At 71.2% G+C, this 14,586-nt stretch carries 13 protein-coding genes and 3 pseudogenes; 7 read left to right on the top strand and 9 right to left on the bottom strand.

Annotated features, from left to right (window positions below):
• Positions 1-141: 141 nt before the first annotated feature.
• Both ABZY11_RS22240 and ABZY11_RS22245 read right to left on the bottom strand, forming a co-directional pair.
• Complete coding sequence (locus ABZY11_RS22240; RefSeq protein ID WP_356480798.1) at positions 142-1,230, bottom strand: branched-chain amino acid aminotransferase; 1,089 nt, start codon at positions 1,228-1,230, stop codon at positions 142-144.
• A 238-nt stretch (positions 1,231-1,468) separates the two neighbouring features.
• Positions 1,469-2,512 (bottom strand): 3-isopropylmalate dehydrogenase, encoded by a 1,044-nt coding sequence (locus ABZY11_RS22245; protein ID WP_356480799.1) that lies wholly within the window; start codon positions 2,510-2,512, stop codon positions 1,469-1,471.
• A gap of 129 nt (positions 2,513-2,641) precedes the next feature.
• Here ABZY11_RS22245 and ABZY11_RS22250 point away from each other — a divergent pair.
• Both ABZY11_RS22250 and ABZY11_RS22255 read left to right on the top strand, forming a co-directional pair.
• Positions 2,642-2,800 (top strand): annotated as a pseudogene (locus ABZY11_RS22250) (phosphoesterase); the annotation flags it as partial.
• Position 2,801: 1 nt separating this feature from the next.
• Positions 2,802-2,921: pseudogene (locus tag ABZY11_RS22255) on the top strand (IS110 family transposase); the annotation flags it as partial.
• A gap of 265 nt (positions 2,922-3,186) precedes the next feature.
• Here ABZY11_RS22255 and ABZY11_RS22260 read toward each other — a convergent pair.
• Both ABZY11_RS22260 and ABZY11_RS22265 read right to left on the bottom strand, forming a co-directional pair.
• Positions 3,187-3,315, bottom strand: coding sequence for a hypothetical protein (locus tag ABZY11_RS22260; RefSeq protein WP_356480800.1), 129 nt, complete (start codon positions 3,313-3,315; stop codon positions 3,187-3,189).
• 355 nt (positions 3,316-3,670) lie between these two features.
• Positions 3,671-4,216, bottom strand: coding sequence for a GNAT family N-acetyltransferase (locus ABZY11_RS22265; protein WP_356480801.1), 546 nt, complete (start codon positions 4,214-4,216; stop codon positions 3,671-3,673).
• A 100-nt stretch (positions 4,217-4,316) separates the two neighbouring features.
• On the opposite strand from ABZY11_RS22265, the gene ABZY11_RS22270 reads away from it, so the two are divergent.
• The 4 genes from ABZY11_RS22270 (at position 4,317) to ABZY11_RS22285 (ending at position 7,743) form a co-directional block, all read left to right on the top strand.
• Complete coding sequence (locus tag ABZY11_RS22270) at positions 4,317-4,889, top strand: phosphatidate cytidylyltransferase (RefSeq protein ID WP_356480802.1); 573 nt, start codon at positions 4,317-4,319, stop codon at positions 4,887-4,889.
• Entirely contained in the window at positions 4,886-5,746 is an 861-nt protein-coding gene (locus tag ABZY11_RS22275; RefSeq protein ID WP_356480803.1) for a phosphatidate cytidylyltransferase, read from the top strand. Before ABZY11_RS22270 ends, ABZY11_RS22275 begins: the two co-directional genes overlap by 4 nt.
• Positions 5,743-6,951, top strand: a complete 1,209-nt coding sequence (locus tag ABZY11_RS22280) for a lysophospholipid acyltransferase family protein (protein WP_356480804.1) — start codon at positions 5,743-5,745, stop codon at positions 6,949-6,951. The genes ABZY11_RS22275 and ABZY11_RS22280 overlap by 4 nt, the downstream gene beginning before the upstream one ends.
• 81 nt (positions 6,952-7,032) lie before the next feature.
• Positions 7,033-7,743 carry a nitroreductase family protein gene (locus tag ABZY11_RS22285; RefSeq protein WP_356480805.1) on the top strand — a complete coding sequence of 237 codons (711 nt, stop codon included), beginning with the start codon at positions 7,033-7,035 and terminating at the stop codon, positions 7,741-7,743.
• A gap of 109 nt (positions 7,744-7,852) precedes the next feature.
• On the opposite strand, the gene pruA is transcribed toward ABZY11_RS22285, so the two are convergent.
• Entirely contained in the window at positions 7,853-9,484 is a 1,632-nt protein-coding gene (gene pruA, locus ABZY11_RS22290; protein WP_356480806.1) for an L-glutamate gamma-semialdehyde dehydrogenase, read from the bottom strand.
• Between the two features lie 39 nt (positions 9,485-9,523).
• On the bottom strand, positions 9,524-10,450 hold the full coding sequence (locus tag ABZY11_RS22295; protein ID WP_356480807.1) for a proline dehydrogenase family protein: 927 nt from the start codon (positions 10,448-10,450) through the stop codon (positions 9,524-9,526).
• A 179-nt stretch (positions 10,451-10,629) separates the two neighbouring features.
• On the opposite strand from ABZY11_RS22295, the gene ABZY11_RS22300 reads away from it, so the two are divergent.
• Positions 10,630-11,811, top strand: coding sequence for a helix-turn-helix domain-containing protein (locus ABZY11_RS22300; protein WP_356480808.1), 1,182 nt, complete (start codon positions 10,630-10,632; stop codon positions 11,809-11,811).
• On the opposite strand, the gene ABZY11_RS22305 is transcribed toward ABZY11_RS22300, so the two are convergent.
• From ABZY11_RS22305 to ABZY11_RS22315, 3 genes and pseudogenes are all read right to left on the bottom strand, one after another.
• Positions 11,788-12,414 carry a TetR/AcrR family transcriptional regulator gene (locus ABZY11_RS22305; RefSeq protein WP_356480809.1) on the bottom strand — a complete coding sequence of 209 codons (627 nt, stop codon included), beginning with the start codon at positions 12,412-12,414 and terminating at the stop codon, positions 11,788-11,790. The two genes, ABZY11_RS22300 and ABZY11_RS22305, sit on opposite strands and share 24 nt — an antisense overlap.
• Before the next feature lie 91 nt (positions 12,415-12,505).
• Positions 12,506-14,098, bottom strand: coding sequence for a phosphoglycerate dehydrogenase (gene serA / locus ABZY11_RS22310; protein WP_356480810.1), 1,593 nt, complete (start codon positions 14,096-14,098; stop codon positions 12,506-12,508).
• A gap of 273 nt (positions 14,099-14,371) precedes the next feature.
• Positions 14,372-14,586 (bottom strand): annotated as a pseudogene (locus tag ABZY11_RS22315) (ketol-acid reductoisomerase); the annotation flags it as partial.

Below are 14,586 nucleotides of genomic sequence, written 5' to 3' on the forward strand. Positions count from 1 at the left end.
GGGGAGCCTGCGGACGCGTCCCGGCCGGACCGCCCCCCGGGGCCCGTCCCGGCACGCACGAAAGCCGCGCCCGGCGGGGAGCTGGGCGCGGCTTTTCGTACGTGCGGGGTTCCGGGCCGGTGGTCCGGTCCGGGAGGTGGCTCAGCCGAGCGGGTGCATCCAGCCGTGGGTGTCCTCGGCGACACCGCGCTGGACGTCGAGCAGGCGCTCGCGCAGCTTCATCGTGACCTCGCCGGGCGTGCCGTTGCCCTGGATCCACTCGCCGCCCTCGGACTTGACGGTGCCGACCGGGGTGATGACGGCGGCGGTGCCACAGGCGAAGACCTCGGTGAGGGCGCCGTTCGCGGTGTCCTCGCGCCACTGGTCGATGGAGACGCGGCCCTCCTCGGACTCGTAACCGAGGTCACGGGCGACCTTGAGCAGCGAGTCACGGGTGACACCGGCGAGCAGGGAGCCGGTCAGGGCCGGGGTGACGATCTTGTTCCCGTACACGAAGTACAGGTTCATGCCGCCGAGCTCCTCGACCCACTTGTGCTCGACCGCGTCGAGGTAGGCGACCTGGTCGCAGCCCTTCTCCGCGGCCTCGGCCTGGGCGAGGAGGGACGCGGCGTAGTTGCCGCCGGTCTTGGCGTCGCCCATGCCGCCGGGGACGGCACGCACCCGGTTCTCGGAGAGCCAGATCGAGACCGGCTTCACACCGCCGGGGAAGTACGCGCCGGCCGGCGAGGCGATCACCAGGAACAGGTACTCGTTGGCGGGCCGCACACCGAGACCGATCTCGGCCGCGATCATGAACGGGCGCAGGTAGAGGGACTCCTCACCACCGTGCGCCGGAACCCACGCCTCGTCCTGCGCGACGAGCGCGTCACAGGCCGCGATGAACGTCTCGACCGGCAGCTCGGGCATGGCCAGTCGGCGGGCGGAGGCCTGGAAGCGCTTGGCGTTGGCCTCGGGGCGGAAGGTGGCGACCGAGCCGTCGGGCTGGCGGTACGCCTTGAGGCCCTCGAAGATCTCCTGCCCGTAGTGCAGGGTCATGTTGGCGGGGTCGATCGAAAGCGGGGCGTACGGCACGAGCTGGGCGTCGTGCCAGCCGCGGCCTTCGGTCCACCTGATCGTCACCATGTGATCGGTGAAGCGGCGGCCGAATCCGGGATTGACCATGCTCGCCTCGCGCTCCGCGTCGGACAGCGGGTTCGAGGAGGGCTTGAGCTCGATCGTGGGCGTCGTCATGAGTGCGTGTCCTTCACCGTTGTGTGTGTTGGACCGCGCTCACGCCGCTCCTGCCAGACAGGTGCTAGGACGTCCGAGCTTCATGGCAAGCCACGGCCCCGTTCGATTATCGCTCCCGGGTGGCCGTGCACGAAACGACGTGATTGCGGTCCAATGGTCGATGGTGGCACCCGGGGCCGCACAGGTGAAGCCGCCGGGCGCGGCTGCTACCCGGCGGCTTCGAAACGGAGTCGTCGGGTCAGTTCGCTACGCGTACCGCGAGCGCGTCGCCGATCTGGTCGGTCGTACGGCTCGCCGCACCGTCGCGCTCCGCGAGGTCGGCGGAGACGGCGTCCTCGATGCGTACGGCCTCGGCCTCGTAGCCGAGGTGGCGCAGCAGGAGGGCGACGGAGAGGACCGTGGCCGTCGGGTCGGCCTTGCCCTGGCCCGCGATGTCGGGGGCGGAGCCGTGGACCGGCTCGAACATCGACGGGAAGGTGCCCGTCGGGTTGATGTTGCCGGACGCGGCCAGGCCGATGCCGCCGGTGACGGCAGCGGCGAGGTCGGTGAGGATGTCACCGAAGAGGTTGTCGGTGACGATGACGTCGAAGCGCTCCGGCTGGGTGACGAAGAAGATCGTCGCGGCGTCGACGTGCAGATAGTCGGTGGTGACCTCGGGGTACTCGGTCGCGACCCGGTCGAAGATTTTCTTCCACATGTGGCCCGCGTACACGAGGACGTTGTTCTTGTGCACCAGCGTCAGCTTCTTGCGCGGGCGGGAGTTCGCCCGCTCGAACGCGTCACGGACGACACGCTCGACGCCGTACGCGGTGTTGACGCTGACCTCGGTGGCGACCTCGGCCGGCGTACCGGTGCGCAGCGAGCCGCCGTTGCCCGTGTACGGGCCCTCGGTGCCCTCCCGGACGACGACGAAGTCGATGTCCGGGCGGCCGGCCAGCGGGGTCGCGGTGTTCGGGAACAGCTTCGACGGCCGCAGGTTGATGAAGTGGTCGAAGGCGAACCGCAGCTTCAGCAGGAGCCCGCGCTCCAGGACACCCGACGGCACGGAGGGGTCTCCGATCGCGCCGAGCAGAATGGCGTCGTGGCCCTTGAGGGCTTCGAGCTCCGCGTCCGGGAGGGTTTCGCCGGTGCGGTGCCAGCGCTGGGCGCCAAGGTCATACTCCTTGGTCTCCAGCTTCACATCCTGCGGGAGAACAGCGCCTAGAACCTTGAGGCCCTGGGCCACGACCTCCTGGCCGATACCGTCACCGGGGATCACTGCGAGATTGATGCTGCGAGACATGTCCGCACCCTACTGCGCGTCCCACCCCATGACATTTCGCGTCCACCATACGGACAGATGGGAGGCTGTACGTGCACCGCTCACCTATTCGGCGGTACGGCGTCGGGCAGCGGATGGATCTTCCGGCTCATGGACATCCCCCGTCTCGGAATCCCCGAGAAGCTCGCCGGCCGCATGAGCGTGGCGGAGCAGCACGACTACCCGCGCACCCGGCCGACCCGGCGCGGCGTGCTGCGTACGGGCGTGGCGACCGCGGCTGCCGCCGGTGCCGGGCTCGCCGCCTCGCCCGGCCGACGAAGTCCACTGGGCGGTGGACATCTCGGGCACGTCCTCCGCGCTGCTGCCGGCCCCGCTCGCCGCGCACGACCGGCAGGCCGTGTACGTACCCGGCCGCACGGTCAACCGCATGTACCCGGCGCCGGACACCTACGAGGGGCACGTCCGGGACCGGGACAGCGTGGACACGGGCGGCGGGAAGGCGACCGGGACTGCGGAGCGGTCCCGGGTGCGCTGCACCGGGTTCTCGTTCCTGGCGGTGGGGGTGGAGCCCGGTCGGCACGCCCGGATGAAGGCCACCGCGCTCGCCGAATCGGGCGAGCGCATCGACCACGTCGAGATCAGCCGGGGCTGACCACCGGTCGGGCCGGTCCCCCGACCGGACCGGTCAGCCGGTCTCAGTGGCCCGTGGAACCGCCGTTGTCCCTGCGGTCGAGGGCCCGCTGGAGAGCGGCGGCGGCATTGCGGCGCTCCGACTCGGTCGGGCGGTGGGTGTGACGGACACGGCGGACAGTCGTCTGGACCATGATGGATCGACTCCTTGAGATCGCGAGGATTTCGAGATCGAAGATCGTGAGGATGATTTCGAGATCGGGATTTCGAGGCGCCGGAAGGGGCGGGGAGCGGGCGCCGCAGGGGTTGCCTGCACAGGGCGCGCACTCACGACCGCCAGACGCTGGATCTAGCGTGACGTTCGGCTTCTACAAAACTAGGGCAGCTCGGCCGGTCTGTCTCCACAATTACTCGGACTTCCTACTATCTGAGACGGAGGTTTGGAGCCGGGCTCCCGCGCCGCCCGGACGAACGCCCGGACTTTCGGACATCGTCCCTGCTCAGAGTGGGTGACACGACCGACGGACCGCGTCATCGGGCGCCTGTTGCTCACATCACGTCCCCGTCGCGCCAGTCGAAGACCAGCATCCCGGAGCCGACGGGCAGCCCCCGCCCGGCCGCGCCGCGGACATAGGTGCTGCCCTCCTCGTCCGGCAGCCGCTCCACCCCGTACTGCGCCTGCACCGCGATCCGCCCCGGCCACACCCGCCAGCCGCGCCCGGCGTACAGCGCTGCCCCGGCCGCCGACGCGGACAGGGCCCCGAACGCGTACGCCCCGTCGACGACCTCCTCCAGCGCGGCCATGACCCGCCCACCGAGCCCCTCCCGGCGCCGGTCCGCGCGGACGGCCACGGCCTCCACGTAGCCGATCCGGTACGAGCGGCCCAGATGGACCACCCGGCGCTGGACGACGCTGCCGTGCGCCAGCAGCCCGCTGTCGTCGCGTACCCACGCGTGGATGCCGCCGAGGCCGTGGTCCCAGTCGTCGTCGCTGAAGTCGCCCTCGAACGCGGTGTCCAGGAGCGCGCGGATCTCGTCGAGTGCGGCCGGGCCCAGCCGGCAGGTGTGCGCGGTGTGCAGGATCGGATCGGTCATGTCCCCCAGCCTCTCAGGCACCACGGCCACCAGGTACTCAGTCGGCATTTGAGTACCCGCCACGTGTCGAAGAATCGTGCGTCGCACAAGAGTTGGGCACATGAACGGCCTCTACGCTCTCAAGCCCTGGTACGCGGACCGGCTCTCCGGTGTCCGCGCCTCGCTGGTCCGCCGTGAGGTGTCGCCCGACACCCTCACCGCGGCCGGTGTGGTCTCGGCGGCCGGTGCCGCCGCCGCGCTGGCCTGGCTGCCCACCGGCCTCGCCGCCCTGCCGGTCGCCCTGCTGCTCGCGGCCCGGCTCGCCTTCGCCAACCTGGACGGCGCGCTGGCCCGTGACACGGGCCGGACCACCCGGCGCGGCGTGGTGCTCAACGAAATCGGCGACCGGGTGGCGGATCTGGTCGTGCTGGCCGGTTTCCTGGCGCTCGCCCCGCTGTGGCTGGTGGCGGTGGCCGGGCTCGCGGCGACGCTGCCGTCCTGGGTGTCGCTGGCCGGGGCGGCGGCGGGCGCGCCCCGGCGCAACGGCGGCCCGGTCGGCAAGACCGAACGCTGCCTGCTGGTCGTGGTCGCGGCGGCGAGCGGCTGGGCGGTACCCGCGCTGATCGTGATCGCCGCCGGTTCGCTGCTCACCGCGGCGCTCCGACTGGCGGGCCTGTGGCGGGAGCTGGCATGAGCGCCGTACTGGTCGCCGAGGAGGCCGCGGCGCGGGCCGTGCCGCTGGTCGCGGGGGTGCTGGGGGCGGGCGGTGTCGCCGTCGCCGTACTGCCGTCGAAGGTCCGGATGCGGGCCGAGCTGCGCAAGCGGTGGCGTACCTGGGCGCTGGTGGCGCCGGTCTTCCTGGGGGCGTACTTCCTGGGCGGCGGCGGGACGTTCGCGCTGGCCGCGGGGCTCGGGGTGGTCGCGGCGGGCGAGTTCGCGCGGATGGCCGGGCTGCGGCGCGGTGACCTCGCGGTGCTGGTGGCGGCCTCGGTGGCGCTGCCCGTGCTGGCGTGGCTGGCGCCGCAGGTCCTCGACGTCCGGGCGGCGTCTCTGCTGCTGGTCGCGGCGGCGCTTCCCCCGGTGCTGGGCGGGGACGACCGGGCCGGTTTCACCCGCACCGCGCGTACCGCCTTCGGGCTGCTGTGGATCCCTGTCGCACTGACCGGTCTGGTGACGCTCGGGGACACGGGGGTCGCGGTGGGGCTGGCGGTGGCGCTCGGCGATGTCGGCGCCTGGTGCGGCGGTACGGCGCTGGGCCGCCGGGGCCCGCTCGCCCGGCCGCTGTCGCCGCTCTCCCCGAACAAGACCTGGGCGGGGGTGCTCGGTGCGGCGGTGGCGACGGCCCTGCTGCTGCTCGTACTCGGCGAGTTCACGCTCCCGCTGTGGGCCGCGGTGCTCGGCGGCTGTGTCCTCGGTGACCTGCTCGAATCGATGGTCAAGCGCGAGTCGGGGGTGAAGGACGCGGGCAGCTGGCTGCCCGGCTTCGGCGGCCTCCTCGACCGGATCGACTCCCTGCTGGTGGCCCTTCTCCTGGCGATGGTGATGACATGAGCTCAACCCTCCCCCGCGTACCCGACCGGGTCGCGCTGCCCGCACGCTCCCGGTTCGCCGCCGCGCTCCGGCGCGGCCTGTGGTGGGGCGTCCTCAGCCTCACCGGCGGGGTGGAGCGGCGTGGCCGGCTGCCGCGCGGCGGCTGCGTCGTCGTCGCCAACCACTCCTCGCACGCGGACACGGCGGCGCTCCTCGCGGCGCTCGACGCCCGGCACAGCCCGGCGATCGGCGCGGCGGCCGACTACTGGTTCGCCTCGCCGTGGCGGCGCCGGATCTGCCGCAGGCTCGCGGCCGGGTTCCCGGTGCGGCGCAGCGGCGGCGGCATGGACGACCTGCTGTCCATGGCGGACGAGCTCCGCTTTGGCCGGGCGGTCGTCCTGTTCCCGGAGGGAACCCGGGGCAAAGACGGCAAGCTGGGCTCCTTCCATCGCGGTGCGCTGGTCCTGGCCGAGCGGGCCGGGGTCCCGGTCGTGCCGGTGGGGATCGCGGGCACGGACCGGCTGCTGCCCAAGCACGGCCGGCTGCGCTCGGCGCTGGTGCGGGTGTCGATCGGTGACCCGCTGCCGTCGACGACCGGTCCGCAGGAGGCCCGTGACGCGGTGGTCGCGCTGCACGCGCGTACGGTCGCCGAGCCGCTGCGGGACTCCGCGACGCGGCGCCGGGTGGCCGCGGTCGTCACCTCCCGCTGGGGCGTTCCGCTGGCGTTCTGCTGGGCGCTGGCGGAGGCGCTGAGTTGGCCGTTGATGCCCGAGCTGCTGCTGGGCGCGGTGTGTGTGGCGGTGCCGCGGGCGGCGCTCAGGGTGTCGCTGGGCGCGCTCGCCGGCAGCCTGGCCGGGGGCCTGATCGCGCTTCAGCTGGCCGCCGCGGGCGTGCATCTGCCCGCGCCGCTGACCACGGACCGGATGCGGGCCGAGGCCCGCGCCGAACTGGCGCTGGAGTGCGCGTCCGCGGTGCGGCACCAGCCGTGGAACGGCATTCCGTTCAAGGTGTACGGGGCGGAGGCGGGCCGCGCCGGTGTCCCCGCGCCCGACTGGCTCACCGCGTCGGCGACTGCCCGGGGTTCCCGGACGCTCACCGTGGGGCTCGGCTTCGCCGCCTTCGGGCTGCTGATGCGCCGCCACCGCCGCCAGTACGGCCGCTATCTGGTCCTGCTGGGCGGCGGGTTCGCGGCGGGGCTCTCGCTGATCGTCGCGAGCTGGGGCTGACCGGACACTGACCGACGGGCGCACCGGTTCTGTCCGACGACGCTCTGGTCCGGACCTGCCGCCGCCCGCCAGACTGCCGCCATGTCCGACACCACAGCCGTACCCCCGCAGTGGACGCCCATCCATGGCGCGCCCTACCAGCCGGTCCCCTACCGTCCCGAACGGATCGCGGCCGACGAGTCGCTCGCACGTGCCGCCCGGTTGCGGCAGCGGATGGACGAGCGCAGGACCGTACGCCGGTTCTCCCGCGATCCCGTTCCCGAGCAGGTCGTGAAGGACGCGATCGCCTGTGCCTCGACCGCCCCGTCCGGCGCGCATCAGCAGCCGTGGACCTTCGTCCTGGTCAAGGACCCGGAGGTGCGCCGGCGTATCCGCGAGGCGGCCGAGCGCGAGGAGCGGATCAGCTACGACGGCAGGCTCGGCGAGGAGTGGCTGGCGGCGCTGCGCCCGCTGGGCACGGATTCCGTCAAGGCCCATATGACGGACGCCCCGGCCCTGGTCGTGGTCTTCCAGCAGCGGTACTGGGTGGGCGAGGACGGCACCAGGCACAAGCACTACTACGTCGACGAGTCGGTCGGGATCGCCGTCGGAATGCTGCTCTCGGCCCTGCATCTCTCGGGCCTGGCGGCGCTGATCCATACACCGAGCCCGATGCGGTTCCTGCGCGAGGTGCTGGACCGTCCGGAGAACGAGAAGGCGTTCGCGGTGATTCCGGTCGGGTATCCGGCCGACGACTGCGAGGTGCCCGGCCTGGTACGCAAGTCGCTGGACCAGGTGCTCGTGGAGATCTGAGGAGAAGCGGAGATCCGAGGAGAAATGGAAACCGCCTCCCGGCCGGCAGGGGAACCGGGCGGGAGGCGGAATTCGTGGCGGGGCGCCGGGGTGGGGCGCCCCGGGGGCGTCAGCCCTGGTGGGGGTAGGTGTAGTCGGTCGGCGGAACCAGCGTCTCCTTGATGGCCCGGGTCAGGGTCCAGCGCTGGAGGTTCTGCGGGGCGCCCGCCTTGTCGTTCGTGCCCGAGGCACGGCCGCCGCCGAAGGGCTGCTGGCCGACCACGGCGCCGGTCGACTTGTCGTTGATGTAGAAGTTGCCCGCGGCGTACCGCAGCTTCTCCATCGTGTACGCGGCCGCACCGCGGTCGTTCGCGATGACGGAGCCGGTGAGCGCGTAGTCGGAGACCGACTCCATCTGCTCCAGCATCGCGTCGTACTGGTCGTCCTCGTAGACGTGCACGGCGAGGATCGGGCCGAAGTACTCGGTCGTGAAGACCTCGTTCGAAGGGTCGGTGCACTCGATGACGGTCGGGCGGACGAAGTAGCCCACCGAGTCGTCGTAGGTGCCGCCCGCGACGATCGTGCAGGACGGGTCGGCCTTGGCCCGGTCGATCGCGGCCTTGTTCTTGGCGAACGAACGGTCGTCGATGACGGCGCCGATGAAGTTCGACAGGTCGGTGACGTCACCCATGGAGATGGAGTCGACCTCGGCGGCGAACTTCTCCTTGAAACCGGAGTTCCAGATGGAGGCCGGGACGTACGCACGGGAGGAGGCCGAGCACTTCTGGCCCTGGAACTCGAAGGAGCCGCGGGTCAGCGCGGTCTTCAGGACGGCGTGGTCGGCCGACGGGTGGGCGACCACGAAGTCCTTGCCGCCGGTCTCGCCGACGAGCCGCGGGTAGGTGCGGTAGTTGGCGATGTTGTTGCCGACCGTCTTCCACAGGTGCTGGAAGGTGGGGGTCGAGCCGGTGAAGTGGATACCGGCCAGGTCGCGGTGGTTCAGGGCCACCTCGGAGACGGCGATGCCGTCGCCGGTCACCAGGTTGATGACGCCCTTGGGCAGGCCGGCCTCTTCCAGGAGCTGCATCAGCAGCACGGCGGCGTGGGTCTGCGTCGGGGACGGCTTCCACACCACGACGTTGCCCATGAGGGCGGGGGCGGTGGGGAGGTTGCCCGCGATGGCCGTGAAGTTGAACGGCGTGATCGCGTAGACGAAGCCCTCCAGCGGGCGGTGGTCCATGCGGTTCCACACGCCCGGCGAGTTGGCCGGGGGCTGCTCGGCCAGGATCTGGCGCGCGTAGTGCACGTTGAAGCGCCAGAAGTCGACGAGTTCGCAGGGGGTGTCGATCTCGGCCTGCTGCGCGGTCTTGGACTGGCCGAGCATCGTGGAGGCGGCCATCGTCTCGCGCCACGGGCCGGACAGCAGCTCGGCGGCGCGCAGGATGATCGCGGCGCGGTCGTCGAAGGACATCGCGCGCCAGGCCGGGGCAGCGGCGAGCGCGGCGTCGATCGCGTCCTGCGCGTCCTTCTGCGTGGCGTTGGCGAACGTACCGATGACGGCCTTGTGGTTGTGCGGCTGTACGACGTCGAAGCGCTCGCCGCCGCCCATCCGCTTCTCGCCGCCGATGGTCATCGGAAGGTCGATCGGGTTCTCGGCGAGCTCCTTGAGCTTCACCTCCAGGCGGGCACGCTCCGGGGAGCCCGGGGCGTAGGAGTGGACCGGCTCGTTGACCGGCGCGGGGACCTGGGTCACAGCGTCCATGAGTTCCGTTGCTCCTTGGGTAGAGAGGTGGAGGGGGGCTCAGCCCTTGGTGAGGATCGAGCGGCCGAAGAACAGCAGGTTCGCCGGCTTCTCCGCGAGGCGGCGCATGAAGTAGCCGTACCAGTCGGTGCCGTACGCCGTGTAGACGCGCATCCGGTGGCCCTCGGCCGCGAGCCGGAGGTGCTCGTCGCTGCGGATGCCGTACAGCATCTGGAACTCGTACTCGTCCAGTTTGCGCCCGGCCTTGCGGCCCAGCTCCTGGGCGATGGCGATCAGACGCGGGTCATGGGACCCGATCATCGGGTAGCCCTCGCCCTCCATGAGGATCCGCAGGATGCGGACGTACGCCTTGTCGATCTCGGCCTTGTCCTGGTACGCGACGGAGGCGGGCTCCTTGTAGGCGCCCTTCACGATGCGGACGCGGCTGCCGACGGCGGCCAGGCGGCGGGCGTCCTCCTCGGTGCGGAACAGGTAGGCCTGGATCACGCAGCCGGTCTGCGGGAAGTCCTTCCGCAGCTCCTCGTGGATGGCGAACATCGAGTCGAGGGTGGTGTGGTCCTCGGCGTCCAGCGTGACCGTGGTGCCGATCGCGGCGGCGGCCTCGACGACCGGGCGGACGTTGGCGAGCGCCAGCTCGTGCCCGCCGTCCAGCGCTTGGCCGAACATGGAGAGCTTGACGGACATCTCGGCCTTGGTGCCCAGGCCCAGGCCCTTGAGGCGCTCGACCAGTTCGAGGTAGGCGTCGCGGGCTTCGGCGGCCTGCTCGGGCGTGGTGATGTCCTCGCCCACCACGTCGAGGGTGACTTCGAGGCCCTTGTCGGCGGCGTCCTCGATGATCGGGACGACCTGGTCGACGGTCTCACCGGCGATGAACCGGTCGACGACCTGCTTGGTGCCAGGTGCGGCCGAGATGAAACGGCGCATCTTGTCGCTGCGGGACGCGGCGAGAATCACGGGACCCAGCACGGGGCACCTCCACGGAAAGTACGAACGAAGGCCATACCGGCAGATAGGGAACAGACCGGTACGGCACGGAGAACCACCGTGAAATCTAAGGATCTCTCCGATCCTGTGCCATCGACAGCTGTCACGCATCCGTTCCCCGGTTCTCAGACATATGTCTGAAGGGGTGCGAGAATGGCCGGGTGAAGGGCGATTACCAGGAGCTGGTCGACGAGATCTCCGGGCTGCTCGGCGCCCCCGCGACGCTGGAGAACCGGGACTTCGGCCTGGTCGCCTTCGGCGCCCATGACAGCGACGACGACACCGCGATGGACCCGGTCCGCACCCGCTCGATCCTGACCCGCCGCTCCACGCCCGCCGTCCGCGCCTGGTTCGAGGGCTTCGGCATCACCCGCGCCACCGGCCCGGTCCGCATTCCGGCGGCCCCGGAGGCCGGGATCTTCCGGGACCGGATCTGCCTGCCGGTACGTCATCGGGGGGCCGTGCTCGGTTACGTATGGCTGCTCGACGCGGACCCCGGACCGACCGACGAACAGCTGAAGGCGGCGATGGAGGTGGCGGCCCGGATCGGGGCGCTGCTCTCCGACGAGGCGCGGGCGGGTACCGATCTCTCCCGGGAGTTCGGCGCGGTGCTGACCGCCGGGCGGGGCTGGCAGCGCGACACGGCGATCGCCGCGCTGCACGAGGCGCTGGGGCCGGACGCGAAGGGGCTGCACACGGTGGTGTGCGTGACCCCGTGGCCGGACGATCCGCCGTCGGTCCGTACGGTGCCGTCGACGGCGGCGCTGTCCTCGGTCCCCGGGACCGGGGGGTTCCCCTCCCTGGCCGCTCTGGTCCGGCTGCGCTCCACCGATGTCCTCGACCCGGCGCTCGGCGCCGCGGACCGGCTGCGTTCCGCCGCGGGCCGGGAGGCCACCGCCGGGGTCGCGGTGCCCCGCCGGGGTCTCGTGGACCTGGCCGCGGCCTGGCACGAGGCGGTGGCGGCCGCCCGCGCCGCGGCGGCCGAGTCCCGGTTCGGCCCGGTCGCCGATTGGTCGGCGATCGGGCCGTACCGGCTGCTGACCGCGCTCCCCGCGGGAGCCGCCGCGGATCCCGTGGTCCGCACCCTGCTCACGCCGCCGCACAAGGATCTGGCCCGCACCGCCGAGGTGTTCCTCGACTGCGCGGGCCAGGCATCCCGGACGGCCGCCGCACTCGGCGTCCACCGCCAGACGCTCTACTACCGGCTCTCCCGGATCCAGCAGCTCACCGGCCTCGATCTGAACGACGGCGAGGACCGGCTGCTGCTGCACATGGCGCTCAAGAGCGCGCGGCTCGGGAGCCAGGGTCCTTCGTTTGGATCAGGCCGGGCTCGCGGGGTCTGATCCAAACGAAAGACCCTGATCCGCCCGGCCCTCCAGCACGGCCTTCAGACCGTCCGTCAGATCCTGTGCGGACGGGGCGGATTCGGTGTCCATCATCCACTGGACCATCACGCCCACGAGCAGCGCCTGGCAGAACAGCCCGGTCACCCGAGCCTTCTCGGGGTCCTCCTCCGGGTCGATGCCGAGCATGCTCTCGGCCAGCCCGTCACGCCCGTCGCGCTGCGGGCCCATCAGGGCCTTCCGCAGCTCCGGGTCCTGGTCGATCCGGGAGACGACCTCCATCTGGAGCTTCCAGACGGACCGGGACTCCGCATAGCTGTCGATCACTCGCTGCCAGGTGTCGCGGAACTGGTCGAGCGGCGAGCGGGACTCACCGCCGCCGTCCGCACCCTCGTCCGGCTTCTCGATGAGCACATCGCCCCACTCCTCCGTCACCTTGAGGAAGGCGAGGTTGAGCAGCGCTTCCTTGGAGCCGTAGTGGTAGCCGATGGAGGCGAGGTTCGTCCCGGAGGCGGCCACGATGTCGCGTGCCGTCGTCCGGGCGTACCCCTTCTCCAGCAGGCAGCGCTTGGCGCCTTCGAGCAGATCCTCACGGTGTCCCATGACAGCAGCGTACCCGGCATGCAGACGTTTGTGTAAGACGAACGTCTAGATGCCGGGTACGCGGAAACGCCGGAGCTGTCAGCCGGAACCGTCAGTCGGTCAGGTTCACCGTGCGGGCCGAAGCGGCGCCGATCTCCGAGGAGATCTCGCCGAGCACCGCCGCCGGGACGTCGTCGTCGACGGTGAGCACGACCAGCGCCTCGCCGCCCGCGTCCGTCCGCGAGACCTGCATGCCCGCGATGTTCAGACCGGCCTCGCCGAGGATCCGGCCGACCGTGCCGACGACACCGGGACGGTCCTCGTAACGCAGCACCACCATGTGGTCGGCCAGCGCCAGGTCCACGTCGTAGTCGCCGACGGCGACGATCTTCTGGAGGTGCTTGGGTCCGGCCAGCGTGCCGGAGACGGCGACCTCCTCGCCGCCCGAGAGCGTGCCGCGGACGGTGACCACATTGCGGTGGTCGGGCGACTCGGAGCTGGTGGTGAGGCGAACCTCGACACCGCGCTCCTGCGCGAAGAGCGGGGCGTTCACATACGACACGGTCTCGTCGACGACGTCCTCGAAGACGCCCTTGAGCGCGGAGAGTTCGAGCACCTTGACGTCGTGCTGGGTGATCTCGCCGTACACCTCGACATCGAGGCGGACCGCGACCTCGCCCGCGAGCGCGGTGAAGATCCGGCCGAGCTTCTCGGCGAGCGGCAGACCCGGGCGCACGTCCTCGGCGATCACGCCGCCCTGGACGTTCACCGCGTCCGGCACGAGCTCACCGGCGAGGGCCAGGCGCACGGACCTGGCGACCGCGATGCCCGCCTTCTCCTGGGCCTCGTCGGTGGAGGCGCCGAGGTGCGGGGTGCAGACGACCTGGTCGAACTCGAACAGCGGCGAGTCCGTGCAGGGCTCCTTCGCGTACACGTCGAGGCCGGCGCCGGCGACGCGGCCCTCCTTGAGGGCGGTGGCGAGCGCCGCCTCGTCGACGATGCCGCCACGCGCGGCGTTGACGATGCGGACCGAGGGCTTCACCTTGTGCAGCGCCTCGTCGCCGATCAGGCCGAGCGTCTCGGGGGTCTTGGGCAGGTGCACCGTGATGAAGTCTGCGACCTCCAGCAGCTCGTCGAGCGCGAGGAGCTTGACGCCCATCTGCGCGGCACGCGCGGGCTGCACATAGGGGTCGTACGCGACGATCTTCATGCCGAAGGCCGACATGCGCTGCGCGACCAGGACCCCGATGCGGCCGAGGCCGACGACACCGAGGATCTTCTCGCTGAGCTCGACGCCGGTGTACTTGGAGCGCTTCCACTCACCGTTCTTGAGGGCGGTGTTGGCCTGCGGGATGTTGCGCGCGGTGGCGACCAGCAGACCGCAGGCCAGTTCGGCGGCGGTGACGATGTTGGAGGTCGGTGCGTTGACGACCATCACGCCGGCCTTGGTGGCGGCGGAGACGTCGACGTTGTCCAGACCGACGCCCGCGCGGGCGACGACCTTCAGCTTCTTCGCGGCGGCGATGGCCTCGGCGTCGACCTTGGTGGCGGAGCGCACCAGGATGGCGTCGACATCGGCGATCGCGGGGAGGAGCTCGGCGCGGTCCGCGCCGTTGCAGTGCCGGATGTCGAAATCCGGGCCCAGCGCGTCCACCGTGGCGGGCGACAGCTCTTCAGCGATGAGTACGACAGGTTTCGAGCTCACGTGAGTCCTCACAGGTCCAGTGCGGACGGCCGTCCCGACGGCCGCAGGCGGTGGAGGGGCTTGCCGCGTGGAAGACGCACGACACTGTGGGCCTGACGCGTGTATGTGTGGAGAAGTGTAGTCATGCGCCAGGACGCATACTGCGCCCCGTTGGAAGGATCACCCACACGGGGCTGGACGACTTGTACACACGTACGACGCCGCCTCTTCCAGCGGTGAAGCGGAAACGCCCCGGTGGGCGGGCCCGCGGGCCCGCCCACCGGGGCGTCGGTGTTACGCGTCCTCGTCGTTGACCCAGCTCATGAGCTTGCGCAGCTCGCGGCCGGTGGTCTCCAGGAGGTGGTCGCTGTCGGCCTTCTTGTACTCGTTGTACTTGGGCAGACCGTTGTGGTATTCGGCCATCCAGTTCTTGGCGAAGGTGCCGTCCTGGATCTCGGCGAGGACCTTCTTCATCTCGGCCTTGGTGGCGTCGGTGATGATCCGCGGGC

The organism is Streptomyces sp. NPDC006510, from assembly GCF_040611955.1.
Lineage (GTDB): Bacteria > Actinomycetota > Actinomycetes > Streptomycetales > Streptomycetaceae > Streptomyces.